General features: G+C 61.8%; 19 protein-coding genes. 8 read left to right on the top strand and 11 right to left on the bottom strand.

What is annotated here, in order from left to right:
- Window positions 1-49: 49 nt before the first annotated feature.
- Window positions 50-1,129 (bottom strand): LacI family DNA-binding transcriptional regulator, encoded by a 1,080-nt coding sequence (locus BOO71_RS15870; RefSeq protein ID WP_083653271.1) that lies wholly within the window; start codon window positions 1,127-1,129, stop codon window positions 50-52.
- Between the two features lie 454 nt (window positions 1,130-1,583).
- On the opposite strand from BOO71_RS15870, the gene BOO71_RS15865 reads away from it, so the two are divergent.
- From BOO71_RS15865 to BOO71_RS15840, 6 genes are all read left to right on the top strand, one after another.
- A complete protein-coding gene (locus BOO71_RS15865) occupies window positions 1,584-2,894 on the top strand; it encodes an ABC transporter substrate-binding protein (protein ID WP_075831573.1) in 1,311 nt (436 codons plus the stop codon).
- 81 nt (window positions 2,895-2,975) lie between these two features.
- The gene (locus tag BOO71_RS15860) at window positions 2,976-3,893 is read left to right on the top strand and encodes a carbohydrate ABC transporter permease (protein ID WP_075831574.1); all 918 of its coding nucleotides are present in this window, start codon (window positions 2,976-2,978) and stop codon (window positions 3,891-3,893) included.
- The gene (locus BOO71_RS15855; protein WP_083653276.1) at window positions 3,890-4,762 is read left to right on the top strand and encodes a carbohydrate ABC transporter permease; all 873 of its coding nucleotides are present in this window, start codon (window positions 3,890-3,892) and stop codon (window positions 4,760-4,762) included. The genes BOO71_RS15860 and BOO71_RS15855 overlap by 4 nt, the downstream gene beginning before the upstream one ends.
- Window positions 4,763-4,899: 137 nt before the next feature.
- Window positions 4,900-6,666, top strand: a complete 1,767-nt coding sequence (locus BOO71_RS15850; protein ID WP_075831575.1) for a right-handed parallel beta-helix repeat-containing protein — start codon at window positions 4,900-4,902, stop codon at window positions 6,664-6,666.
- 652 nt (window positions 6,667-7,318) lie between these two features.
- The gene (locus BOO71_RS15845; RefSeq protein ID WP_075831576.1) at window positions 7,319-8,338 is read left to right on the top strand and encodes an aldo/keto reductase; all 1,020 of its coding nucleotides are present in this window, start codon (window positions 7,319-7,321) and stop codon (window positions 8,336-8,338) included.
- 398 nt (window positions 8,339-8,736) lie between these two features.
- The gene (locus BOO71_RS15840; protein WP_075831577.1) at window positions 8,737-9,333 is read left to right on the top strand and encodes a recombinase family protein; all 597 of its coding nucleotides are present in this window, start codon (window positions 8,737-8,739) and stop codon (window positions 9,331-9,333) included.
- 24 nt (window positions 9,334-9,357) lie between these two features.
- On the opposite strand, the gene BOO71_RS15835 is transcribed toward BOO71_RS15840, so the two are convergent.
- From BOO71_RS15835 to BOO71_RS15800, 8 genes are all read right to left on the bottom strand, one after another.
- Complete coding sequence (locus BOO71_RS15835) at window positions 9,358-9,687, bottom strand: hypothetical protein (protein WP_075831578.1); 330 nt, start codon at window positions 9,685-9,687, stop codon at window positions 9,358-9,360.
- Between the two features lie 448 nt (window positions 9,688-10,135).
- Entirely contained in the window at window positions 10,136-10,792 is a 657-nt protein-coding gene (locus tag BOO71_RS15830) for a hypothetical protein (protein ID WP_075831579.1), read from the bottom strand.
- A gap of 730 nt (window positions 10,793-11,522) precedes the next feature.
- A complete protein-coding gene (locus BOO71_RS15825; protein WP_075831580.1) occupies window positions 11,523-12,431 on the bottom strand; it encodes a DNA-binding protein in 909 nt (302 codons plus the stop codon).
- 192 nt (window positions 12,432-12,623) lie between these two features.
- Window positions 12,624-13,247: a hypothetical protein gene (locus BOO71_RS15820; protein ID WP_075831581.1), complete on the bottom strand. Its 624-nt coding sequence runs from the start codon at window positions 13,245-13,247 to the stop codon at window positions 12,624-12,626.
- A 56-nt stretch (window positions 13,248-13,303) separates the two neighbouring features.
- Window positions 13,304-14,194: a hypothetical protein gene (locus BOO71_RS15815; RefSeq protein WP_075831582.1), complete on the bottom strand. Its 891-nt coding sequence runs from the start codon at window positions 14,192-14,194 to the stop codon at window positions 13,304-13,306.
- Between the two features lie 536 nt (window positions 14,195-14,730).
- A complete protein-coding gene (locus BOO71_RS15810) occupies window positions 14,731-15,414 on the bottom strand; it encodes a hypothetical protein (protein ID WP_075831583.1) in 684 nt (227 codons plus the stop codon).
- Complete coding sequence (locus BOO71_RS15805; protein ID WP_139322848.1) at window positions 15,411-16,298, bottom strand: hypothetical protein; 888 nt, start codon at window positions 16,296-16,298, stop codon at window positions 15,411-15,413. The genes BOO71_RS15810 and BOO71_RS15805 overlap by 4 nt, the downstream gene beginning before the upstream one ends.
- Window positions 16,295-17,740: a zinc ribbon domain-containing protein gene (locus BOO71_RS15800; RefSeq protein ID WP_139322849.1), complete on the bottom strand. Its 1,446-nt coding sequence runs from the start codon at window positions 17,738-17,740 to the stop codon at window positions 16,295-16,297. Before BOO71_RS15800 ends, BOO71_RS15805 begins: the two co-directional genes overlap by 4 nt.
- 196 nt (window positions 17,741-17,936) lie before the next feature.
- Here BOO71_RS15800 and BOO71_RS15795 point away from each other — a divergent pair, with 196 nt between their 5' ends.
- Window positions 17,937-19,142, top strand: a complete 1,206-nt coding sequence (locus BOO71_RS15795) for a Fic family protein (RefSeq protein ID WP_075834060.1) — start codon at window positions 17,937-17,939, stop codon at window positions 19,140-19,142.
- 53 nt (window positions 19,143-19,195) lie between these two features.
- On the opposite strand, the gene BOO71_RS15790 is transcribed toward BOO71_RS15795, so the two are convergent.
- Complete coding sequence (locus BOO71_RS15790; protein WP_075834058.1) at window positions 19,196-19,696, bottom strand: hypothetical protein; 501 nt, start codon at window positions 19,694-19,696, stop codon at window positions 19,196-19,198.
- 244 nt (window positions 19,697-19,940) lie between these two features.
- Here BOO71_RS15790 and BOO71_RS15785 point away from each other — a divergent pair, with 244 nt between their 5' ends.
- Window positions 19,941-20,510, top strand: coding sequence for a hypothetical protein (locus tag BOO71_RS15785; protein ID WP_075829949.1), 570 nt, complete (start codon window positions 19,941-19,943; stop codon window positions 20,508-20,510).
- Here the strand turns inward: BOO71_RS15785 and BOO71_RS15780 are convergent.
- Window positions 20,479-21,174 (bottom strand): hypothetical protein, encoded by a 696-nt coding sequence (locus BOO71_RS15780; protein WP_075829950.1) that lies wholly within the window; start codon window positions 21,172-21,174, stop codon window positions 20,479-20,481. The two genes, BOO71_RS15785 and BOO71_RS15780, sit on opposite strands and share 32 nt — an antisense overlap.
- Window positions 21,175-22,699 lie beyond the last annotated feature (1,525 nt).

Below are 22,699 nucleotides of genomic sequence, written 5' to 3'. Positions count from 1 at the left end.
CTTATGGAAGGGGCTGGCAACAGGCGAAACAGAAATCAGGAAGGAGGGATCAGGACATTGGAGGCGCGGCGGTAGAAGCCCGCACAATGAGTCGGGGGGTCAGGAGAGGCAGGGGCGGCGTGTCCAGGCCGTCCAGTAGCGAGAGCAGATGCTCGGCGGCCAGGTGGCCCATCTCCAGGCGCGGGAAGTCGATGACGGTCAGGGCCGGGGCGCTCAGCTCGGTCACGCGGCGGTTGTCGAAGCCCACCACCGAGACGTCTTCGGGGACGCGCAGACCCAGATCACGCAGACCCTGAACCGCGCCCAGCGCCAGCCAGTCGTTGGCCGCGAAGACTGCCGTGAACTTCGTGCGCCCGTACAGGCGCTTGACGGCGGCGCGTCCGCCCTCGATTTCCTCAGACCACACGCCGGTCAGTTCCAGCGCCTCCTCGCGCACTGCGCCTGCCTGACGCAGCGCCGCGTGATAGCCCGCGTAGCGCTCACGCACGTCCAGACGGTCCAGCGAACCCGTGATGTGCGCGATCCGGCGGTGGCCCAGCTCCAGCAGGTGTTCGGTGGCCAGAAGGCCACCCAACTCGTTGTCCAGCCGCAGACAGTGGTGGGCCAGCTCGGGGACCGAGCGGTTAAGCAGCACCACCGGGGTGCCGCTGCGTTCCAGTTCAATCAATGGCGCGTCGGGCAGCCAGTCGGCGAAGGCTATCACACCGTCTGGGCGGCCTTTCAGAATGGTCTCCAGAGCGATGAGTTCCTCGTCGCCGTTTTCCTGACCCAGCGCACAGAGGAGATGCACGCCCCCGGCCCGCAGGCGCTCCTCTATTCCGGTGATGATGGTGCCAAAGAATTCGTCGTGCAAGACGGGAATGATTACGCCCACCGCACGCAAGCGGCCCGCCAGCAGATTGCGAGCAAAGGTGTTGGAATTGGGTTTGAAGTTCAGCCGATCCACCACCTCCAGCACCCGCTGGGCCTTGTCGCCCTTAACGCGGGCCGTGCCGTTCAGCACACGCGAAACTGTTGCGGGCGAGACCTGCGCCTCCCGGGCAATGTCCAGAATGGAGGGGCCGCGTCCAGTCGGTTGGATTGAATTCGGCTGAGTTGAATTGGTCTGGAGCACGTCCGTCTGGATCATTTCACCAACCTTAGCTCATGGATTTCTTCTGTTGCTCATATTTGAAAAACTTTCAAGAATGACAGTAGCACAACCGTATCTGGGACTTCAAACGGGGAGAACGCAGAGGCTTGAAGGCCGTCTGATAAATCCAAAGAGGCATTTTGAACCCTGCATTGCCCTCAGATAGAAGGCGTTTCAAATGTTCCCACGTGCCTCCTGCAAACATCGGAGTCAGATGACCCTGCCCCAGAGTTGAGGAATGGACGCTGCTGGATACGCTTTTTACCCTTGGGCAGCAATCTCATCAGTCACGAAAATCCTAGAACTCTTGACAGCTTCTGAGGACGGGGATATGTTGTTTTTGAAAAACTTTCAAAACTCACTGACTGCTGCGTTGCTGTCTCGCCCTGACTGGGAAGGGTTCAATTTTGGTTGTTCTCCCTCGCCTGTCACCCTTCAAAGGAGATCACCCATGTCCTCACTTCGCCTGAACACGGCACGACTGTCCACTGCACGGCTGGCCACCCTGACCCTCGCTCTGCTGGGCGCTGCCGCCTCCGCGCAGACCACGCCCAATACCGCGCTGAAAGGCACCATCTCCGTGTGGGCCTGGAAAGACCCGATTGCGGGCCTCAAGTCGCTGGACGCAGCTTTCGCCAAGGCGTACCCGAACATCAAGGTGGAATACGTGCAGAAAGATCCTGGCGGCGGCGCAATTTACAATGCTTACAAGCTGGCCTTCTCGGCAGGCTCGGGCGGCCCGGATGTGGCGCTGATCGAGGACTCTCACCTTCAGCAACTGGTCAAGCTGGGGACACTGGCCGATCTGACGTCGCAGGTCAAACCCTACGTGGTCAACCTGACCCCGGCCAAGCTGAACACCGCCACGCTGAACGGCAAGTACTACGCGATGCCCTGGGACATCGGCCCGGTGGTGCTGTATTACCGCCGTGACCTGTTCAAGCAGGCGGGCGTCAACCCCGCTTCGCTGCGAACCTGGGATGATTACCTGAAGGCAGCCATGGTGATCAAGGCCAAGACCGGCGCGGACATGCTGCCGCTGAGCAAGGCCAAAAATGATGGCCGCCTGCTGGAAACCCTGCTGTGGCAACAGGGCAGCGGCTACGTGAACGCGGCGGGCGCAGTGACGCTGGACAAAGACCCCCGCGCAACCAAGGCGCTGGACCTGATCCAGAGCCTCTACAAGAGCGGAGCCAGCGCCGACATCGAAACCTGGACCGACAGCTACTACAAGGTCATCGCGGACGGCAAAGTTGCCACCCTGCCGATGGCGGCGTGGATGGGCGGGTTTCTAAAGGGCTGGATCGCCCCCAAGACCGAGGGGCAGTGGGGCGTGTTGCCGCTTCCAGCCTTTGCGGGCAGCGTCAGCCGCACCAGCAACGACGGCGGCTCGCAACTGGCGGTCTGGAATTCCAGCAAGAACAAGGACGCGGCCTGGGCCTACATCCAGTTCCACATCGCGCAGAAGGACTCGGCGCTGGCGCTGTACGAGAAGACTGACTTCTTCCCCGCGCTGACCTCGCTGTACAAAGACCCCGCCTTCTCGCAGGGCGACGCCTTCTTCGGTGGCCAGAAGATCAGCCAGACCTATACGGCTCTCGCCAAGACCATTCCGGCGGCCACCGTGTACACCACCGATTACACCGACATGAACAGCATGCTCAGCATTGAAATTCAGAAGATGGCGCTGGGCAAACAGGACGCCGCCGCCGCCCTGAAGAACGCCGCCGACGTGATCCGCTCACGCACCCGCCGCAATTGAGGGGATGGGGCGTGGGCCGATTCCATACGGCATGGCCCATCCCCGCCTTGAAGCCCTCACGCCCCGCCAGGAGGTGAATGTATGAGCCGTCCACTTGATTTGCCCGCTTTCGCTCGTCCGGCCCGGCCTGCCCGCCGGCGCAAACACCTGTGGCCCATGCTGTTCATTGCGCCGTTCTTTGTCCTGTTTCTGGTGTTCGGCGTCTACCCGGTGATCTTCTCAGCAGTGCTGAGCTTCCAGGAATGGAACGGTGCGCCGGGCCAGCAGGTCTGGGTGGGCTGGCAAAATTACGCCTCGCTCTTCCAGGACCGCTATTTCTGGTCCTCCATGACCAACTCGGTGCTGATTTTCCTCCTGCACTTTCCAGTCATGACGCTGGGGGGCCTGGTGCTGGCCGTCATCCTGAACGAGAACCGCCTGCGCTTCCAGGGGCTGTGGCGGGCCATGATCTTCCTGCCACACCTGACCTCGATGGTGGCGGCGGGCATCACCTTCCGGTTGCTGTTCGAACGGGACAGCGGGCTGGTCAACCGGATGCTGGGCGGCGTGGGCATCCCCGCCGTGCCGTGGCTGGACAACGAGTGGTGGGCGCGGGTGGCGGTGGGCATCCTGCTGGTGTGGGCCTGGACGGGTTACCAGATGGTCATCTTTCTCTCGGCGCTCCAGACCATTCCAGGTGAGGTCAACGAGGCGGCCTTGATCGACGGTGCGGGCCGCGTTCAGGTTTTCTGGAAGATCACCGTGCCGCTGATGCGTCCGGCCATCGTGTTCGTCACGACGCTGTCGGTGATCGGCACCTTCGCGCTGTACACCGAACCCGTGATTCTGACCGGGGGCGGTCCCATTCACGCCACCACCACGCCCACGATGGAAATTTACGCACAGGCCTTCAACAACATCCGCTACGGCTACGGCGCGGCTCTCAGCTACGTGTACTTTGCCATCGTGGTGGCCGCGACGCTCCTACAACTGCGCCTGACCAACCGGGGGCAGGGATGACGCGCACCGCCGTTCAAGCGGCCAGCGTTCCGGCCCCCGCCCAGCGCAAGCCACGGCCCCGCCCACCGATCCTGCTGTACACCGTGGTCATTGCCGTTAGTGCGTTCGCGGTTCTGCCCTTCGTGTGGATGGTGCTGTCGTCTCTCAAGCCGCTCACCGAGATCTTCGGTCAGGGCTTCTTGCCGCAGAACCCCAGCCTGGATAACTTCCGACGGCTGTTCGCCGAGACCCCGGCACTCAGGGCACTGTTCAACAGTTTCTTCATCGCCATTCTGTCCACGGCGGGTTCGCTGCTGTTCTGCTCGCTGGGCGGCTACGGCTTTGCCAAGTTTAATTTTCCGGGCAAGAACGCCCTGTTCAGCGTGATGCTGGTCAGCATGACCATTCCCTTCGTGGTGGGGCTGATTCCCACCTTCATCATGATGCGCAACTGGTTTCACTGGATCGACACACCGTGGCCGCTGGTGGTGCCGGGTCTGGCGAATGCCTTCGGGGTGTTCTTCATGCGTCAGTACCTGTCCACCGTCCCTGACGAATTGCTGGACGCCGCGCGCATCGACGGCGCGTCCGAACCCACCATCTTTTTCCGGGTGGTGGTGCCGATCATCACGCCTGCCCTGGCGAGCCTGGGCATCATCTTCTTCATGGCCTCGTGGAACAACTACCTGTGGCCCAACATCGTGCTGCGCGATCCCAATGCCCAGACCCTGCCCGTGCTGATCGCGGGGCTTCAGGGCAGCGCTGGGCGCACCCCGTATGACCTGATGATGGCGGGCGCGGTGGTCAGCGTGATTCCCATGCTGATCGTATTTTTAGCCCTGCAACGCTATTTCTACTCTGGTATCACGGCGGGCGCAGTCAAGGGTTAAGCAATCAAAGACTGAGCGGCAACTCCAACTCCGCGTTTTCTCGTTCGCCTTCTGAATTGATCTGGAACGGAACGTCACCCGGTTTCCGGCCCCCTGCTCTTTGGGGCCGCCGGGCAGCCGTGTCCGCGAGGAGAGCCATGCAAATAAACCGCCGATCCAGCCGCGTCCTGAGCCTCAGCCTGCTGACCGCCGCCCTGCTGTTGACAGCCTGCGGCGGTACTACCCCGACTGCTGGACCAACCGCCGGGTTTGCCCAGACCCAGGGCACTGGGGAGTTGTCGCAGACTGCCATAACCGGGACGATCTACCGCGTCCCCGGCCCGCAATTCACGACGGCCACCGACGTGACCCTCTACGCCATCAATACAGGGTTCAAGCCCGGGGACCAGATTCTGTTTGATGCGGCGCAGGGACCATTTGAAGGTTTTCTCTACTTTCCGGCCAACAACAAAGGAACGGCGACCAGTCCCATCACCATCGGCTCGTTCAATGGACGGGCCACCCTGCAGGTCACCGATCCCAACCAGTCAGGCATCTTCCTGGAGAATGTCGCCGGATACGACATCGGCAACCTGAACATCGTGGGGCCGGGGGCGGGGGTCAGCCAGAAAGACGGCGTGATCGCGTACAACACCCTGTCCGGCAACGTGCGGCTGAACTTCCTCAACTTCCATGACCTGAATGTGTCGGGCTTTGGCTCGGGCGGCATCTCTGTCGGCGGGAACAACGGCTTCAGCGGGTATACCCAGGTCTTTATCAAAGATTCGATCACGCACGACAACCGCAAGGCGGGCATTCAGGTGTTCGGGCCTGCGGCCCTGCCCGCCGACACCGACTACGCCAACCGCGACATCTACATCGGCAACAACAAGGCGTACAACAATTTTGGCGACGCGGCCTCCACCACGTCCAATACGGGCAGCGGCATCCTGGTGGGCAATGCCCAGCGCGTGACGATTGAGCGCAACGTCGCGCACGACAACGGCAAATTCAACACGGCGGTGGGTGGCCCCATCGGCATCTGGGTCTACGACACGGACCGCGCCACCATTCAGTTCAACGAGTCCTACAACAACCGCACGAACAGCACCGCCGACGGCGGCGGCTTCGATCTGGACGGCGGCGTGACCAATTCGGTGATGCAGTACAACTACAGCCACGGCAACGACGGCGCAGGCTACCTGATTGCCCAGTATCCGGGGGCCAGGGCGCTGTACCGCAACACCGTGCGCTACAACATCTCCCAGAACGACGCCCGCAAGCACGGTTACGGCGCGATTGAGCTGTACGGCGAGATGAGGGACATAGACATCTACAACAACACCGTTTTCATGGACGCGGTGGGCGCGGCGGAAGTGCCGTCGGCGCTGCTGATCACCCGGCCCGGTACTTTTCAGAGCGGCGACGGGCAGAATTACGATATCGGCCCCATCAGCAACGTCCGGGTGGCCAACAACATCTTCTACAGCCGCAACGGGGCACGGCTGCTGTCGGTGGGCGGCGGGAACACCGGGATCGTGCTGCGCTCAAACAGCTACTTTGCCGATGGCCCCAGCCGCCCGGCCAGCTATTTTTACGGGTATGGCGGTAATTTCGGTAACGGCACCAACTTTTATCAGGGTACGGCCTACGCCAGTCTCGCTGCCTTCCGGAATGCCACCGGGCAGGAAGTGGGCGGCGTTCAGGGCAATCCGCGCTTGATGAACGCGGGTGGCGGGCAGACCATTGGCAACGCCTACCAGTTTCAAGCCCTGGCTGCCTATCAGCTCCAATCCACTTCGCCCATCAGAAACAACGGCCTGAATTTGGCCTCTCAGTTTGGCATCAATGCGGGGGCCACCGACTTTTACGGCGTGGCCATTCCGGCGGGTAGCGGCTTTTCACGCGGAGCCAGCGACATGTAAGAGGCGGCGGGTTTGGGAATGGCAGCAACTTCTATGTGAGCCAGAGCTGTAACGCTCCTTTCGCCTTCCTGGCAGCCACCCGCCAGGAAGGCGGAGGACGCCAGCTCAGCCCCAGGCTGGACAGCCTGGGGCTAGACCAGTAGAAAAGCAGGACCAACTTGCTGTTGAAGCCTTGGGACGTCCGTCTGGATGTGAATTCACCGCTCAGGAACGGCAGGCTGAATATGCCCGGTATTCAGACTGAAGAACCCTGCACTGAAAGTACAGGGGTTCAAAGTGCGACTGAAAGTCGCCGTCAACGCCATAGCATTCCGCTCGTAAGCAGGTCACATCTTTAGCTCAATGTCCTGCTGACACGCCAAAGTTTCTCTTCTTACTGCCCAGCCGCTCAGTTTTTCGTGACGGCGCAGGTCTGAAAGACTTGCACTAAAGTGCATGGCTCATACCCAGCGGTTTCGGAGAGTTGACCTGGGGGCGTTGAGATTGACGCCCCCGAAATTCCTGTTTGTCTCGATTCTGAAATGCCCCACGCTGAGAAGGGGTTTTCGGGAACTTCCAAAAATTGCCGTCTGGGCCAGGAGATATCAAATGGATACTCTGGTTGCCGTAGGATCTAGCTTCACTACTCGCGTCAGGCCACAGGAGGCAAGACATGACCACGTACCGCAAACTGGGCCGCAGCGGCCTGCACCTGTTTCCGCTCGGACTCGGCACCATGCAATTTGGCTGGAGCGCCGATGAGCAGACCGCTTTCGAGATCATGGACGCCTACCACGCGGCGGGCGGCAATTTTCTGGACACCGCCGACGTGTACTCTGCCTGGGCCAAGGGCAATCCGGGTGGCGTGTCCGAAGAAATTATTGGCAGATGGGTTAAAGCGCGGGGCAACCGCGACGACCTGGTGATCGCCACCAAAGTGCGCGGCGCGATGGGCGAGGGATTCTCTCAGGGCCGGGGCACCGTCCACCAGCGCGAGGGCCTGTCGCGCAAGTGGATTCTCAGGGCCTGCGAGGACAGCCTGAAACGCTTGCAGGTGGATCATATTGACCTCTATCAAGTTCACTGGATTGATAACCAGACGCCGATTGAGGAGACCCTCTCGGCCCTGACCGATCTGGTGCGGCGCGGCTACGTGCGCTACCTGGGCTGCTCCAATTACAGCGCTTGGCGGTTGATGGAGGCGCTGTGGACGAGCGACAGGAAGAATCTGGAGTCGTTCGTCAGCATCCAGCCAGAATACAGTCTGCTCTCCCCCACCCGCGCCAACTTTGAACGTGAGTTACAAAAAGCCTGTGTGGCCTACGGTGTGGGCATCGTCCCCTGGAGTCCGCTGGGCGGGGGTGTACTAACGGGCAAATACAAACGTGATGCAGCCCTGCCCGAAAGTGTGCGGGCCGATGAGAACGCGCGGCGACGCTTCAGCGACAAGAACTTTGACATCGTGGAAACGCTGCAAACCGTCGCCGACGCCCATCAGGCCAAGCCCGCGCAGGTGGCCCTGGCCTGGCTGCTGGCCCAGCCGGGCATGACCGCGCCCATTGTCGGGGCCAACTCGGTGGCGCAGCTTCAAGAACTGCTGGGGACCACCGAACTGCAACTGGGTCAGGATGACCTGAACAACATCAGTCAGGTGAGCGACTGGGAACGGGCGAGAACAGATCTGGAGAACTGAACCTGTCTTGCTCAGAAAGCTCAGGCACCTGAAACGGATATCCGAGCCTTTCATAGATCTACACAGCCTTGAGCGGGTTAGAAACAATACGCGATATGTCCCAGCGGGGGACTTGGCTGTCATCGCATTTGATGTTCTAATCCCTCAAACGATTTGGCTCTAATCTCGGTTTTCGCCAATTGCAGTCCTGTGCTGATAGCCGGGCCACAACTTCTTGGGGCCGCCCCTCAGTGCTTTCAGGAGAGTCAACATGAGGTCAAGTCTCAACCCACCACTCCTTTTTGGTTCTTTTACTCGGTCTTCGCTGATGGTGTCCCGGTTAAACTTAAGTTCTTCTGGGACAGCATCAAGCTTCCACAAACACAGCGTTTTTCAGGTCTGAAAACGGGAGGGTTCAAATGGGACAGCGCGCCGCCATCTACTGCCGGGTTTCTACGGCAGATCAATCCTGCGAACGCCAGGAGCGTGACCTGCTGGCCTTTGCCGTTCGCGCCGAGTATGAAGTCGTGGCGGTCTTCAAAGAAATCGCTTCAGGCAGTCGGAATGACCGCATGGAACGTACCAGGGTCATGACCTTGGCCCAGGACCGGCAGATCGGCGCGGTGCTGGTCACCGAACTGACCCGCTGGGGGCGCTCCACGATGGATTTACTGGGGACGTTGCAGGAGCTGGAAAGCTACGGTGTCTCGGTGATCGCACAGACAGGGTTGCAATTCGATCTGCGCGCACCTCAAGGCAAGCTGTTCGCAGCCTTGATGGCGGCGCTGGCAGAATTTGAACGGGATCTGCTGCGGGAGCGGGTGCGCTCAGGAGTGGCTGCCGCGCAGGAACGGGGGGTTCGCCTCGGACGGCAGCCGGGGGTCCGGGTCAAGGCGGATCGGTATACTGCCAGGGTGCTAAAGCTGCGGGCAGCAGGCGGCTCGTACCGCCAGATCGCGCGCGATCTGGGACTGAGCAAAAACACCGTCATGGAGATTGTTCAGCGGCATCGTTAGAACGAAGAAACGGCTTGAGGCAGATCAGGCTGGAACCTCAGATTTTTCCTTAGCGTAGTAGGGCGCACGGATCTTGAGGTGACCCCTGACAGGCCGGGCGCGGGTGCTGGCCCGCTCGACCGTGGCGGCTTTGATGTGCTGCGTACCCAGGGTCATGGTCCGTGCGGACATCAGCGCGTTCGTGAAATGAAAGTCAAAATACATCAGGTCATCATCGAAGATGTGCTGTCGTTCCGAGTCCTGGGAAATCCGTGTGTGAACGTCGCGGGAACCGTTCCACCGGTATTCTGCCCTGATGCCAACGTTGATCTCAGCCTGGAGGGCCTTTAAAAAAGAGTCGGGAGGAGAAATCATAACGACAGTGTTTCTTGGCTTTCAGGGTGTCGTGTGGGCCGGCTGCCTTGCGAGCGCTCGCGTAATGTAGACGGAGTCGACGGAAGATGTATTGGACGGTATGCGGACAGGTTTTCTCCTCCAGGGCTTAAAACGCAGAGTCCAAATGAAGTTCAGAGCAAACAGCTGATCGCTGGCCAGAGCGTAGGCAAAGGTGCGGGGATGGCTTGAAGGGGCGGGAAATAGATAGCATATACCATCCGATATGAGATGTAGAAAGTCAGGTCTGTCCCTTCCTTATGGCAGTTCAGGGACGGCAAGTGTCAACTGCCGCCCCTTCCTCTGCACGCGCTGCACTCCAAGCGCACCCACACGCCGCATGTCGCCAGATGCAAAGGGGCAGACCTGATTCGAGTGAAACTGAGCCTTTCCAGCGCACCTTTATGCCGTATGGCTCAATATCTGCTGATTAACGAAACTGCCGTTCGGACAGCGTCCGGACATGCTTGGCAATCCACTCCGGCCGGAGTTGAATTTGACGCAGGAGGTCCATGGCCCGAAGTTCACCCCGTAAAGAGACACCCTGTGCGGCGCGCAGTTCCAGTTTTGCGATGAGCACTCCTGGATTGGCAGCAATCCCTTCCAAGGCTGCGGGATCGGCGAGTTCTGTCGGCTTCAGCAGCAGGGCGCGAACCAGGTGTGCGACAGCGCGGTAATCGTCCATACACTGCCGTGCGGCCTGATTGGCATCAAACTCAGTTTGCAGCAGTTGTTGAATGTGATCATCGGAGTCGCCGACAGGTCCATAGTAGTATCGTTCAACTGCCACAGTCGAATCGAAATGTCTACTCCACACGACCTGCAGTGTCACTCCGCGCTTGCGCGCCACGACTTTGGCGGCTTCAATTCCGCCTATGTCGTATGCCTCCCTCACCAGGTTCGACCCACCGAGAACCGGAGTCTTTGGGGCCAAACGGAGGCGCACGCCGGCGGCATAGGCACGCAGAGCGCTGGTCAGGTTGTACTCGATTCGGACAGCCGGTTCAATAACCTGCGGCTTGGTCACCACTGTTTTTGATGTATGGTCATCGGTGGATGTTTCGGACGTGCTGTGTGGGTCTGACATTGCAGAACCTCCTAAAGTTGGAGTTGAGACATCGCATGGAATCAGGGTCATTCCCCCATGCCTACGTGACGTGAGTGGTTTTTTGAGCGGGGCGGCCTATCACAAGACGTGGGCGTTGGTGTGGGCGAACTTGAGGGCATCACGGGTGCCGGGTGACGAATAACCAGAATTCGTATCCGGTAGGCAGCACGCAAGAAGGCTTGCCAGACCTGGTCCGGTTCTCTTTCCTTATGGTGGGCCAGCAACAGACCACCAGCACCACCCATCAGCTCGACCCGTTCACGCACCACGCTCTAATTCCAGCTGCTCGAACGCCGCGATCGCGCGCCGCTCATGTCACAGCTGGCACTCGTCGATGCCCATCCAGGGGGCCACCCCTGGACCCTCGGTTTAGGCATCATTAAGGACCATGTAGCGCGCCGCCTCAGACAGTTCGATCGCCAGCGCCCGGACGCCAGCCGCCACAGGCGGTCCCGCCTGTTCCAGATAGGACTCTTCTTCGTTTTCATCATTGTCTCCGTGGGGTTAGACCGTCCCCCGTCCTGCACACTGGTACAGGCGTTTTTGAGCAAATTTTGAGACCAGACCGCCACCAGTTCAGTAGTCAGAACGTTATGTCCATACCGTTGGAGTGGCTGAACTTGTGGCTTTCTACACCGGTTTCAACGGTGTTCTAGGGTTTCCCTGCGGCCTGCGGCGGACGCGCTCGAATCGGGTAGGGAGCTTTAACCTACTCAGCTTTCGGGGACGCGGAGTGGGCCAGCATCTGCTCCAGCAATCGCGTCTGAGTCTCCAGTTGTTCCCGCATCATCGTCAGTGCGCCCTGGGCCTGCGCGGCCTCGCTCCTCACCTGATCGAGCTGATCGCGCAGGTCTGCGGCACTGACCTTGGCCTCCTGGCGAATCACCTGCACCTCGGCTGCCGCGCCCTCAGCGCGCTCACGCTCGTCCGCCACCTGACGCTCTAGAGCCGCCCGCATCTCCATCAGCCGCTGTTCGGCCTGCTGCTCGGCATGGTTCACCACATCGGCATGGTGGTGTCGCTCGGATGCCACCGTGGCGCGCTGCTGGTCCAACTCGCTTTTCAGATCAGCGTTGTGCGTCTCCTGCGCTGCCGCAAGGGCCGACGCCGTCTGCCGAGCCTCACGCTCCTGGGCCAGTTGGCTTGCCAGCACGATCCGCTCTGCATCGGCGTCACGCCCGCGCTGCTGCGTCTCAGCGAGTTGCTCCTGGCATTCAGCCACCTGCTCGGTCAGCATTTCGTTGATGATGGCCAACGCGTCAGCCATCTCACCGGCTGCGTCGCGGTCCGCCTCCGCCGCCAGCACCTGCTGCCGGCAGCCCTCGCGTTCGATCTGCAACCGGGTCTCGGCCACTTCAGTCGCCGCCGTCCACAGTCCACGCGTGGCCGTTTCCAGCTGCGCGGCCAGCCGGTCAGGCAGTGCGGCCAGCGGCACCAGTTGGGGGACGGCCTGCTCAGGGTGATCCAGCAACCAGACGTCAAGGAACTTCTTGACTGTGGTAAACGATCCCCGGCCCACTTCCTTCTGGACGGACGTCAACGACACCCGTTCACCCCGCTCCCGCAGGGCCTGTGCAGCTTGTGCGACGTCTTCTATCGTGATTCCCGGTCTTGCCATTGTCACCTCGTGTGTAAGTTCATTACGACTTTTTACGTAATTACGGTGTAATACGTTAGATTCCAGTGTCGATGCGGTGCGCCTCTGTTGCCTTCGTTTACAGCCCACGCGTGGCCGTATTCAGCTACGTCTCCCGAACGCATAGCGCCACACGGCTTTCCACTCCGCTATGCAAGGCACAACTCCTGAGCTTCATTCCGTGTCGTCTTCACCAGCGACGCGGGCAAGCACGGCACGCAGAAGTTGCCGGGCGTCGTCGTGGTGGCGGGCGACTTTGCGGCGGCTGTGGCCCCGGGAGACCATTTGCTGAACCGAGAGGGCGGAGGGGGAAGCGAGCTGGCCCGGCGTGACGGTATCGCCATACATGGGGTGGTACCCCACTGTGAATTTGTCAGCCCCGCCCAGCAAAACCATGAACAGCACCCCGTTCTGGAGTGGTACGCCGAAAAATGTGGTGCCCTGCGGCACAGCGAACAGCAACGCACCGCTAAACGGCTCGAAGCTGCGCACATGCAGCCCACGAAATTCGCACCACAGCGGGGGAACGGGGCGAGGGTCCGTGCTGGCCTGCGCGAGCGTGGCAGACGTGAATTGCTGATGATCGAGCGTGATCGTCTCCGCGCCCAGCAGCGCAGCCGTGAAGTGCCGGTTGAAATCGAGGTGGATCTGAAGACCGTGGAAGGGCTCAGCTTTTTTTCCGGTCAGCTGAGTCAACAGCAAGTGGAGCGGAGGGGTGGTTGCCCAGTGGTAGGTCAGGCCGACGCGGGCGTCGGCCTGCAACTGGTCCAGGTAGGAATGGGGTGGGTCCATGATCATGGTTGGCTCCTGTCGTCCGGGGAAGAAAGAGGGCTAACGTTGCGGTGAGCGGGCGCTCAGGTGGATCGGCGGTGAAAGCTGGTTCCTTCGAACTCCTCGATCGCGCGCTGTTCATGCCACAGCCGCCACTCGTAGATGCACATGCGAGCCACCCAGTCCGGCACCGGCTGACCCGTCCGGGCGAGTTTCTGCATCTGCCGACGCACCGCCCCCGTGTCCCGATATTCACCCGGCGACGCCTGCCGGAAAATCCTGAGCCAGGCCCCCGCCACCAGCCGCCGGGTGCTGTCGTTTGCCTCCTTGAGCTGTGGCTGCGGCTGCACATGCGTCAGCTCAGCCCACACCGCGCAGTACAGGGCATCCGCACTGATATTGAGCACGCCGTCGCGGTGTCGGTTGCATCGGGTCTCCAGCCTTGCCAGGTGATAGAGGGAGTGCGCCACGACATCGCGCCCCAGCACGCCTTCGATCTCCTCCAGGGTTTTGCACAACCAGTGCACCTCCTCGACCACCTGCCCGGCCTCCTCAGTTCGGCGCGTCACTATGTGGCCGCCACCGGCCCGTCGGTGCACTGTCAAATGCTCGGTCCGCGTAGGCGACGCAGGGTCCGGGGTGAGCAGCAACCCAGGCGGCGTACTGGTCACGGCCAACAGGGTATCTGCCGGCGTGAGGACCGGTGTGCCGTTCGATGGGAACGGAACCTTTTTCTTCTTTGTGTGGTTTCCGTTGCGCCTGGTCAGATCCCCCACCATCAGCTCCGACACGTTGTTGCCAGCGTCGGCCCTCCAATCCACCGTGGCCTGCTCACGCCCAATGACAGCGGCGGGGCTTTTTTCCGGAGCGGAGGTGGCGGACCATTCGGTGCGCATGGGCGCGGCGACACCGATCCCACCCTTGACCAGCAAATTGCTGGTCAGCTCGAGTACGGGGTTCGTTTTCATCTTCATGTGGTCTCCTGAGTGAACACGGGCCGGTCCCGGCCCTGGACTGCAGATTGACACTGGCGCGCAATCAGGGCTGGGGTGGTGGGGCGGCCAGAACACTTGAAAAGTGAAGTGGAGAAAAGACGGAAACGCCGTCTGGCACGCAGATTTAAATGCATTTGCGCCAAGCAGATCTCCTTTGGGCCTGCCGCATGGCTATGGCAGACAAACTGTCCTGGTCGAGATTCGCACCCACCTTTATTAAATCTTCATGCTTTTTTTCCACCACGCCGGAAGCATCTTTCAGCTCAAAAACAACACTGAAATCGCCTTCAAAGCCTCAGCTTTATTCCCTTTCATACGGATTCCGTTCGTTTCGTGCAGGAATCGGGATAGCGCCAATCCCTCCAATCCACGTCCTGAACCCGTTTTTCTCCTGCGCGCTGCTCGGATTTCCAGGTGTTTTCAACATCTTTCAATCGGAGTCCATATCAGGACCACTCCCGCGCGCCTTGCTTCCAGCCCATCAACTCAGCTGACCCTGACCGCTCTGTACATAGTCAATGCACTGGGTCCATCAACCGCCGCACCGCCTCAGAGGACGGCCACGTCTCCTCATCCAGACCACGCAACAATTGCGCCGTCGGCCACGCGTCCCAGCGCAATTCGACGTCAATCAGCCAGCCATCGACACCGTTGTAGGATCCACGCTCGATAGAGGTCCAGCCCGTGATACTCGCCCCGCTCAGGTCCAGTTCAGGCACCAGGTCTTGGCCGCCCGCTGTGCGCGCCCATACCGAAGCGGCCCAGCGTGGAAGCTGCTCCGCGTCCACGGAAAGTACGCCAGGCACCCCCACCAGTTGCAGCGTTTCCAGGGTCACCGGCGAAATCAAGGTGTCGCCAGCAACCGCCACCGGCTCTGCCACGGTCACAGGCTGCCCCGCCCGCGCGATCCGGCTACGCTGATCCTTGATGGCGTGGTGCAGCATGCCGCTGGGCGCCGTCGCCAGTGGCGGCAGACCCATCAGTGCCCACAGTTCGGCCGCCGCGCTGCGATCGGCGTGATCTGCGCCGCCCAGCAGAGCAGAGAGCGAGGTGTCCTGACCGTCCAGCGCAAGCATGGCCTGATCCACGCAGGCCTGGCGCACCACGCGGGACTGGCGAATCAGCTCGTCGAGGGCCTGCTCCTGAACAGGGGTGGGGGTGAGCGGAATGGTGTAGGTATGGTTCTGTGGGTTGGTCATTGATGTACTCCTTTACGGTCCGCGCTCAGTGCGCGGTAGACGGTGTGAGTGATCCAGGTCCGGCCTGCCGCGACAGGCCGCTCCCAGCGGGAGGTATATAAGGGCGATTCGCGCAGCAGCACCTCGATTACGCCAGCATCACGGGTCCGCCAGGCAATCAGCCGGGCCGCCGCAAACACAGCCTCCGACGGACTGGGGTAGCCGCTGGTGTCGCCGTCAATGAGAAGGCGGCGCACTTTGGTCCCGTTGCGCTGACCCAGCAGTGCGGAAAGGACATCAGCAACTGGGCGGGCCGCAGGTCTGAAACAGGGAGGCGGTGACCCTGGGTCCAGATCCCGACGCAACTGGGCGAGTTCAGCACGGCGCAGCGCTATTTCAGGAGGGGTCTCCGGCCAGCGGACACCGGTGATCGCCAGAAAGCCTGTGGTGATCAGCTCCACGGACAGGTCATTCACTTTTCCGCGCCGCGCGCCAGGCGCAACGGTGCTAGCGGCCAGCAAATGCAATCCACCGCCACTAACACTGACCTCGGCGTACGTGTTCAATTCATCCACCAGCACGGCGGCAGACGGGAGAAGCTGACCGTTCACGATCACGTCATCGAGGTCCAGCGCGCACAGCGGTTGACCAGCCACCACGGGTGTGCGCTCATCCAGCACGAAGCCGATGCCATCCGCGCGGCCAATTTGCCAGAGGGCCAGCGCTTCCGCAAACCGCAGGTGATGCGCCTGGGCTTGGGGGCTGACCGGGTATAGCCGCCCCCCAGCCCAGCGCGACGGGCATTTTCCCATTCGGCCCGAAACACGTCGCGTTAACTGATACGGCAGGTAAGAGCGGGCATCACGCAGTTCAACAGGCCAGCCTGCTTCCAGTGCAGCGCTCACGGTCCGCCCAGCAGCGCCTGACCGCGCGCACGGATGACCGCTGCCGCATTGGCGTCGGCGGCCAGGCTGTATCCACAGACCACGCAGCAAAACCGTTTCCCGGACAGGGGCCGCGCCCCCACCCAACCGCAGCGGCTACAGGTCCGCGACGTATACGCCGGTTGCACTTTCACCACCCGAACGCCGTGGTGCGGAGCCAGGGCGTCCACCCAGTCCAGCCAGGCGAGAAGCCCCACATCCTGGGCGTAGCTGGCAAAGCGCGATCCCCGCCGGGTGAATCCGCCCCAGGCCATCTGTTCCAGTGCGACGACGCGGTGACGCAAGACCAGCGCCAGTTGTGCCTCGTAAATCGGCAGGAGGCGCATGAACAGGCTGCGTCGGTGTTCGGCCCGCGCCCGCGCGAGATCAGCAGGCTGGAGGTGATTCCCCTGCTGGGCGTTAAGCGTCGGCGCAGCAAAATCACCCCGGAATGGGCGGGGGACAAGAGCTGCCTGATGCGTAGTGGCCACCGCAAACGGGTACCGGTAACCGAGATCAACGCCGATCACGTCATCCTGGGTCCAACGCGGAAATGGAACATCCGCGACATCAAAAGCCCACTGTGCTGCCCAGCGAGGCGGCAATCCTTCCGCGCCAGGAACATGGCGAAAAACCACCCGCTCACGGCTGACCAGATCACGGTCACTGGGCGCACCCGGATCAGGCAAGGCAGATCGTAGCCCGACACGCGCGCGGCGGCTGAACAGTTCCGCCGCCGCGCCACCGTCCCCCTGATCGAGCCAGCGGCGCTCCAGCGCGTCAAGCCGTGCCCCTTCCGCCTCGACGCGCCGGCGCTGACGCCGAATCATGGCGCGCCAGTAGGCCCTGGGCAGAAAGAGATCAGCGGACAGTCCACCCATCACACCCACCACCGACAGCGTCACGGGATCGCCGATCTGGACCGAATTGTCCAGGTGCAGTTCCACCGCACGGTCTAGCGTCCAGCGACCCGGCTCAGCCCCAGTTCGGCGCAAGCGCCACTCGCGGGCCGTTTCGGCCACCATCCAGCGCAGGGCACTGGACGCGACGAACTGACCCCAGCCCAGTGCGTCACGGGCCACGCGGAACTCGGCGTCCAGCGCCCTGAGCGTGAGATCCGGCGGCCCAGACCCCGATGAGGGTGGACCCTCGTGCCATTGACCACTGGCAATGGCGGTCAGCGTGGCCGCGCCGCCGGCGGCGCGGTGATGCAGATACGTGACCAGCGCGTGCTGGGCAACGAGCAGCACGCGCCACATTTCATGGAGTTGTGCAGCCTGATCGACAGAAGGATGGATGGGCGTGGTCAGGACCACGGTGGGCTGGAGGTATTCCGGAGGCTTTTTCGATGTGGGGGCGGCGGACCGCCCAGGCGGCTCCCCGCTGCGGCGCAACGCCGCCAACTTGCTTTTATTTTTTGACACACCCTTACTCTTCAGTTCCTGATGTTCAGGGCTTCTTTATCCCTTCCCTCCTCTCCCCCGTGTCCACTGGCCTTCCTCCTCTATTTCTTTCGCCGTCCAACCGTCTTCGTGGCCCCGCTCCAAATGCCAGAGGATGCGGTGATTTCCAGGACAAATCGTCGCACCTTATGCGGTGATTTCCTGATAAAATCACCGCATGCCCCGCTACATCCACGATTTAGACGACTGGAGCGCGTTCCACTGGGACGTGGCGGCACTCTCTGGCCTGCTCGAACAGGTCAATTTCCGCCGGGGCGCGCTGGTGGGCCAGCTCCAGGTCCTCGGCTCCCTGGCCCGCCAGGACACCCTGATGTCAGCGGTGACCGATGACGCGGTCCGCTCGAGCCGCATTGAGGGCGAAATCATCGACGCCGCTGAAGTACGGTCCTCCGTGGCCCGCCGCCTGGGCCTGCCCTTCGCCGGGCTACCCGAGCCAAGCCGTGAAGTTGACGGCGTGGTCGCCATGACCCTGGACGCCACCGAACGGAGCGCGGAACCGCTGACGGCTGAGCGGCTGTGCCGCTGGCACCGCGCCCTGTTTCCCGGCGGGCAGAGCGGCGTGACTCCGATCGTTACCGGGACCTACCGCAGCGACGCGGGTGGCCCCATGCAAGTCGTTGGCAACAGGCTGGACCGGCCCCAGATTCATTTTGAGGCGCCAGACGCGGGACGCCTCGACGCCGAGATGGACGCCTTCCTGCGCTGGTTCGAGACCCCGACGCCGGAGGATCCGGTGGTCAAAGCCGGCATCGCCCACCTGCGTTTTCTGACCATCCATCCCTTCGAGGACGGCAACGGCCGCATCGCGCGGGCGCTGACCGATCTGCAACTGGCCCGCGCCGACCGCCGCAGCGAACGCTATTACTCGCTGTCCAGGCAGATCGAAACGCACCGCAGCGGGTATTACCAGGTCCTCGAACGTACCCAGCGCCAGGGAGACCGGGACGTCACGGTATGGCTGACCTGGTTTTTAGAGCGCGTTCTCGGCGCGCTCGCCCACACTGAAGAGGCGCTGGACACCGTGCGCGCCCGGCACCTCTACTTGGAGCAGCACCGTGCCGTGGACCTCAACCCCCGGCAGAAAACAGTGCTGAACCGGCTGTTCGAGAATTTCGAGGGCAAACTCAGCACCCAAAAATATGTCCGGCTGGTGGGCAAGCAGACCACGCCTGGACAGTCCACACGCGGGCCGATCAGCACCGATACCGCGCTGCGTGACCTGGAGGAACTGGTGCAGGCCGGGATGCTCCTGCGGCGGGGTCAAGGACGGGGCGTCCATTACCTGGTGCCGTTGCCGGTGGCTCCCCGTGAACTGAACGCAGAACTGTTTGTCGTTCAGGAGGACGAAGGGAACTCAACCTGACCTGGTCAGGAATGACGCTGCCCACGGAAGCTGGATCCGCCTCACTCAGTGGTCTACCGGATCAGTTCAGCCTCCAGGTCATGCACCACCTGGCGCAGATGATCCACCACTGGGCCGAGGGCAATCGGCCCGGCCAAGGTCAGCCACTTGATGCGCAGCCTGCCTTCGAGCGTTTCCAGGTGGCAAACCACCTTTTTGAGATCGTCGATGATCGCCTGTCGCAGCACCTCGCAGAGCAGGCTGAACCGGAGCGCCAGACAGCCCCGCTCGATCACCGGGTCGCCGAGCAACACCCCGGGGATAGCGTCGCTGCACACCTGATGGTACGCGTGGATGGTGTCGAGCAATTCGCCGCTGCGCAGGCGCTCGGCCAGCCACGGCACCGCGTACGCGTCCATGAACACCGCGTGGGTCAGGTGGTTGGCGGGCAACTGCGCGGGGACCGGCGTGTTGGCGAGCAGCACCTCGCGCAGGCCAGGCCGTTCGGCGTGGCCCGGGCGTTCCTGCAGCAACTGAGCACCGATGGCCTGAATGTGCTTCTGAGGCTTAACCATGACCATATCCTGGCACGCCCCTTTTTCAACGTTTTTTGCCCACCGCTCCTGGCGATCGTGATCCGGCAGGCCAGACCGCCAGCACGAAACAAGTCATCTTGACCCCTTCCCAAGGACTCTTCCAATATCGTCTGGAACGCTCTTTTTCACGTTCGGAGCTTTCCAGGTCTTTTCACCTCCTCCCCGTGTCCACTGGCACTTCCACTGAAAAAGTCTTCGTGGGGGCACGGCTAGCGTGTTTTCCATGACCCCCACCCCCACCGAGGCCCTGCTCGACGATCTGGTTGTCGATCACGTGCTGAGCGCCGGACAAATCAAACGTCGCTACGGCCTGCGGCTCAACCCGGCCAGGATCCACGCCCTGGGTCTGACCCCCATCGAACGTGTGATGGTGACCGTGCATGGTGCCCCCGCGTCCGTCCGCGCTGTCCAGTTCGTCGCCCTGAACCCCCGCTGGGCACGCCAGGAGAGCTGGATGCTCGGCCACCTCGCCGGCGTCGCCGAGGCGCGCACCCTGACCAACAACCCGCGCGCGCTGTGGCGCTCAGAAGCAGGGCGGCTGGACAGCGCCCGGCCTGACGCCGTTTACCTCATGGAACGGGGGATGGCCGCAGTGGAATTCGACACCGGCAGTTACGACAACGCCACCGTACGGCGCAAATTGAGAGAGTTTGGCCGCACGTACGCCCACGTGATCTACGCGGTCAGCGGTCAGCGGCGTCTGACGTATGTCAGACGCCGCCTGGCGATCGAGTGGCCATCAGCAGATGACCAGGAAAGGTTTACCCTGGTTCATGCCCCCTGGTGGGCCTGACCCGGCGCGGGCGGCCCGCGTAGGGCAGTGGAGCTATCTTTGGCGCGGGCGGAGGTGGCGGCGGCGGGATGATCTGCATGCGCACCACCTCCACGCACCACGAATTGGCCGCCTCGACGCAACGGGTCCGCCGCAAATCTGGCGTGAAAATCACCAGACGGCCCTGCGCCTGAGACAGTTCCAGACGGTACTGGCCAATCAGCCGCCAGAGCGAGCGCGACGAATATCCCCGCGCCCGCCCGCACACGTAATACGGCACGCCATCAGGCGCGCGAAGTACATGCAAGTTGCGCCGCCGCAGCCCCTCATACACCCAATCACGCTCACTCTGCAACCACGAAATCGCACGGGCGACGTAGGCGTGATCTGCAGCGGAATCCGGACTGGGACGGTTGTGGGCGGAGCGGCCCACCCGCACCAGTCCCGCTGGGCCAGGCACCAGGACTGGCCCCCACGACATCGGATAACGGTGCAGCAGTTCGGCGGTCAGCAGCGTCGCCACATCTGCAGGTGTGGCCAGCAGCAGGGCGTCGGCCTCAAACAGTCCACGCCAGTCGAGCACGGCGGCGAACGCCTCCTGCTGGGGTGGGGTCAGGGCGAGGTTGACGTTGCGGGGATCAGGTTGCAGATTCCAGGCGGTGACGATCAGGAGTGGAGGGGGCATACCTCCATAAATAGCTGCAAAGGCTCAAGCGCGGGCGAAAAATATGGACGGGGCGAGGCCGCAGCAGGAGCGTCAGGGTAGATTTTAGAGTTACGGACGTCGGTTCACGCGGGCAAATTTAGACCCCAGAACCGCTGCAAGCGCCAGTTGACCGCAAAACGTAGATTGAACTACATAGATTGGAAAAAGCGAGGCCAGGCGCTGTTTGACCTGTCTTTTTGCGATGAGCAGACCTCTATGACAGCAGAAGAACTGTAGATGGAACCGAGTGGCCCAGCGGCACCCAGAAAAGTGACAGCATTCACGGTTCAGCCCGCACCAGACCTCAGCCTGAAAATTGCAGAGAGGGACGGGCGGAGTAGTCCTGCCCTTCGCCTCATCCAGCACTCGCCTGATGCCCTGCCAGCACCACACCCTAGCTTTTCAGCTTAATCCCCACGCCGCTGGCAATCGTTGGCTGAGGCCTGCGCCTGTGCTGTCCAGCCGAACGCTCCAAACATTCTGGTGTTGCGCCCATGGGCCGGATGTCCATGGCGCAAAGCCGCTCCCCAGATCAGGCCGTGAATGACACCGAGGAACATCGAAGTGGCAGAGTTTTTCGGGTCCAATGATGGGGCCAGGCCACCCTCGAACGCTCCCCAAACAGTTACCTGTGGCCGAACGTAACCTAAACTACACAGGGGCGTATAGAGTACGCCTGGGCGCGGTCTGAACCGTCTATGTGCGTTCGGCAGTCTTCTCCGACAGCAGAAGGGATGCAGGTGGTGTCGAGGTTTCGGAAGCATGTGACAATGTGGGCGCACGTCCATTTCGTTCCATCCGGATTGGTTTTCAGGCCGCCCATCCTGGGACAGATCATGCCTCCTCTCCCCTGCCCCATTCACACTGAACTGGAAAGGCCGGGTGACCGTAGCGCCAAGGCTGTCGTTTCGAGTGGTGATGTCTCTGATGAGAAAATCAGGGGAAAAGTTCGTTTCAGATGGTCAATTTCCGCTCCCACCCCTCCTGTCTTCAATGAGGGAAACCGTTCAGTGCGCCATCTCTACGGAATCATGCCGCGTGTTGGTTGAGGGCCAGCTCAGGCGTCTACTGACGGGAACCCTGTCTCCGATGAAGGGACCATCCAGACCAACCTCTCTCATACCCTGGATTCCGCTCCCGTTCGTTTTCCAAACAGAAAAGTGCCGGCAACCCCTTCCTGCCAGGATGTCGCTATGCAGTTTTATCGAGGCCCCCGCTGATGGTGCTGGCCCCGGTCAGTGCGACCCGCTCCACTGCGCCCACCAGCCGCAATGTGGACGTACGACTCGGCCAGATCCATTTGGTCTACACGGCCACCAGTCCGCTGACGCTCCCCCACGGCTCAGACCTGCGCGTCCTGCTCGCGCTGATGACGCACGCCGCTGACGACGGCCAGGTTCAGGTCGGTCTCCCCACATTGCTGCGAACGGCGGATATGGGGATGGGCAGGCGGCAACATGTTGCGCTGTTCGGCGCGCTGGATCGCCTTCGGGAGGTGAGGTAC

The sequence above is a fragment of the Deinococcus marmoris genome (assembly GCF_001949125.1).
GTDB lineage: Bacteria > Deinococcota > Deinococci > Deinococcales > Deinococcaceae > Deinococcus > Deinococcus marmoris_A.
Note: the sequence above shows the minus strand (reverse complement) of the source record. Positions and strands in the feature narration are given on the sequence as shown.

Bases quoted from the DNA above. Each gene is read 5' to 3' on its own strand.
- BOO71_RS15870 (WP_083653271.1), bottom strand. From the start codon at position 1,129: ATGATCCAGACGGACGTGCTCCAGACCAATTCAACTCAGCCGAATTCA.
- BOO71_RS15865 (WP_075831573.1), top strand. From the start codon at position 1,584: ATGTCCTCACTTCGCCTGAACACGGCACGACTGTCCACTGCACGGCTG.
- BOO71_RS15860 (WP_075831574.1), top strand. From the start codon at position 2,976: ATGAGCCGTCCACTTGATTTGCCCGCTTTCGCTCGTCCGGCCCGGCCT.
- BOO71_RS15855 (WP_083653276.1), top strand. From the start codon at position 3,890: ATGACGCGCACCGCCGTTCAAGCGGCCAGCGTTCCGGCCCCCGCCCAG.
- BOO71_RS15850 (WP_075831575.1), top strand. From the start codon at position 4,900: ATGCAAATAAACCGCCGATCCAGCCGCGTCCTGAGCCTCAGCCTGCTG.
- BOO71_RS15845 (WP_075831576.1), top strand. From the start codon at position 7,319: ATGACCACGTACCGCAAACTGGGCCGCAGCGGCCTGCACCTGTTTCCG.
- BOO71_RS15840 (WP_075831577.1), top strand. From the start codon at position 8,737: ATGGGACAGCGCGCCGCCATCTACTGCCGGGTTTCTACGGCAGATCAA.
- BOO71_RS15835 (WP_075831578.1), bottom strand. From the start codon at position 9,687: ATGATTTCTCCTCCCGACTCTTTTTTAAAGGCCCTCCAGGCTGAGATC.
- BOO71_RS15830 (WP_075831579.1), bottom strand. From the start codon at position 10,792: ATGTCAGACCCACACAGCACGTCCGAAACATCCACCGATGACCATACA.
- BOO71_RS15825 (WP_075831580.1), bottom strand. From the start codon at position 12,431: ATGGCAAGACCGGGAATCACGATAGAAGACGTCGCACAAGCTGCACAG.
- BOO71_RS15820 (WP_075831581.1), bottom strand. From the start codon at position 13,247: ATGATCATGGACCCACCCCATTCCTACCTGGACCAGTTGCAGGCCGAC.
- BOO71_RS15815 (WP_075831582.1), bottom strand. From the start codon at position 14,194: ATGAAGATGAAAACGAACCCCGTACTCGAGCTGACCAGCAATTTGCTG.
- BOO71_RS15810 (WP_075831583.1), bottom strand. From the start codon at position 15,414: ATGACCAACCCACAGAACCATACCTACACCATTCCGCTCACCCCCACC.
- BOO71_RS15795 (WP_075834060.1), top strand. From the start codon at position 17,937: ATGCCCCGCTACATCCACGATTTAGACGACTGGAGCGCGTTCCACTGG.
- BOO71_RS15790 (WP_075834058.1), bottom strand. From the start codon at position 19,696: ATGGTTAAGCCTCAGAAGCACATTCAGGCCATCGGTGCTCAGTTGCTG.
- BOO71_RS15785 (WP_075829949.1), top strand. From the start codon at position 19,941: ATGACCCCCACCCCCACCGAGGCCCTGCTCGACGATCTGGTTGTCGAT.
- BOO71_RS15780 (WP_075829950.1), bottom strand. From the start codon at position 21,174: ATGCCCCCTCCACTCCTGATCGTCACCGCCTGGAATCTGCAACCTGAT.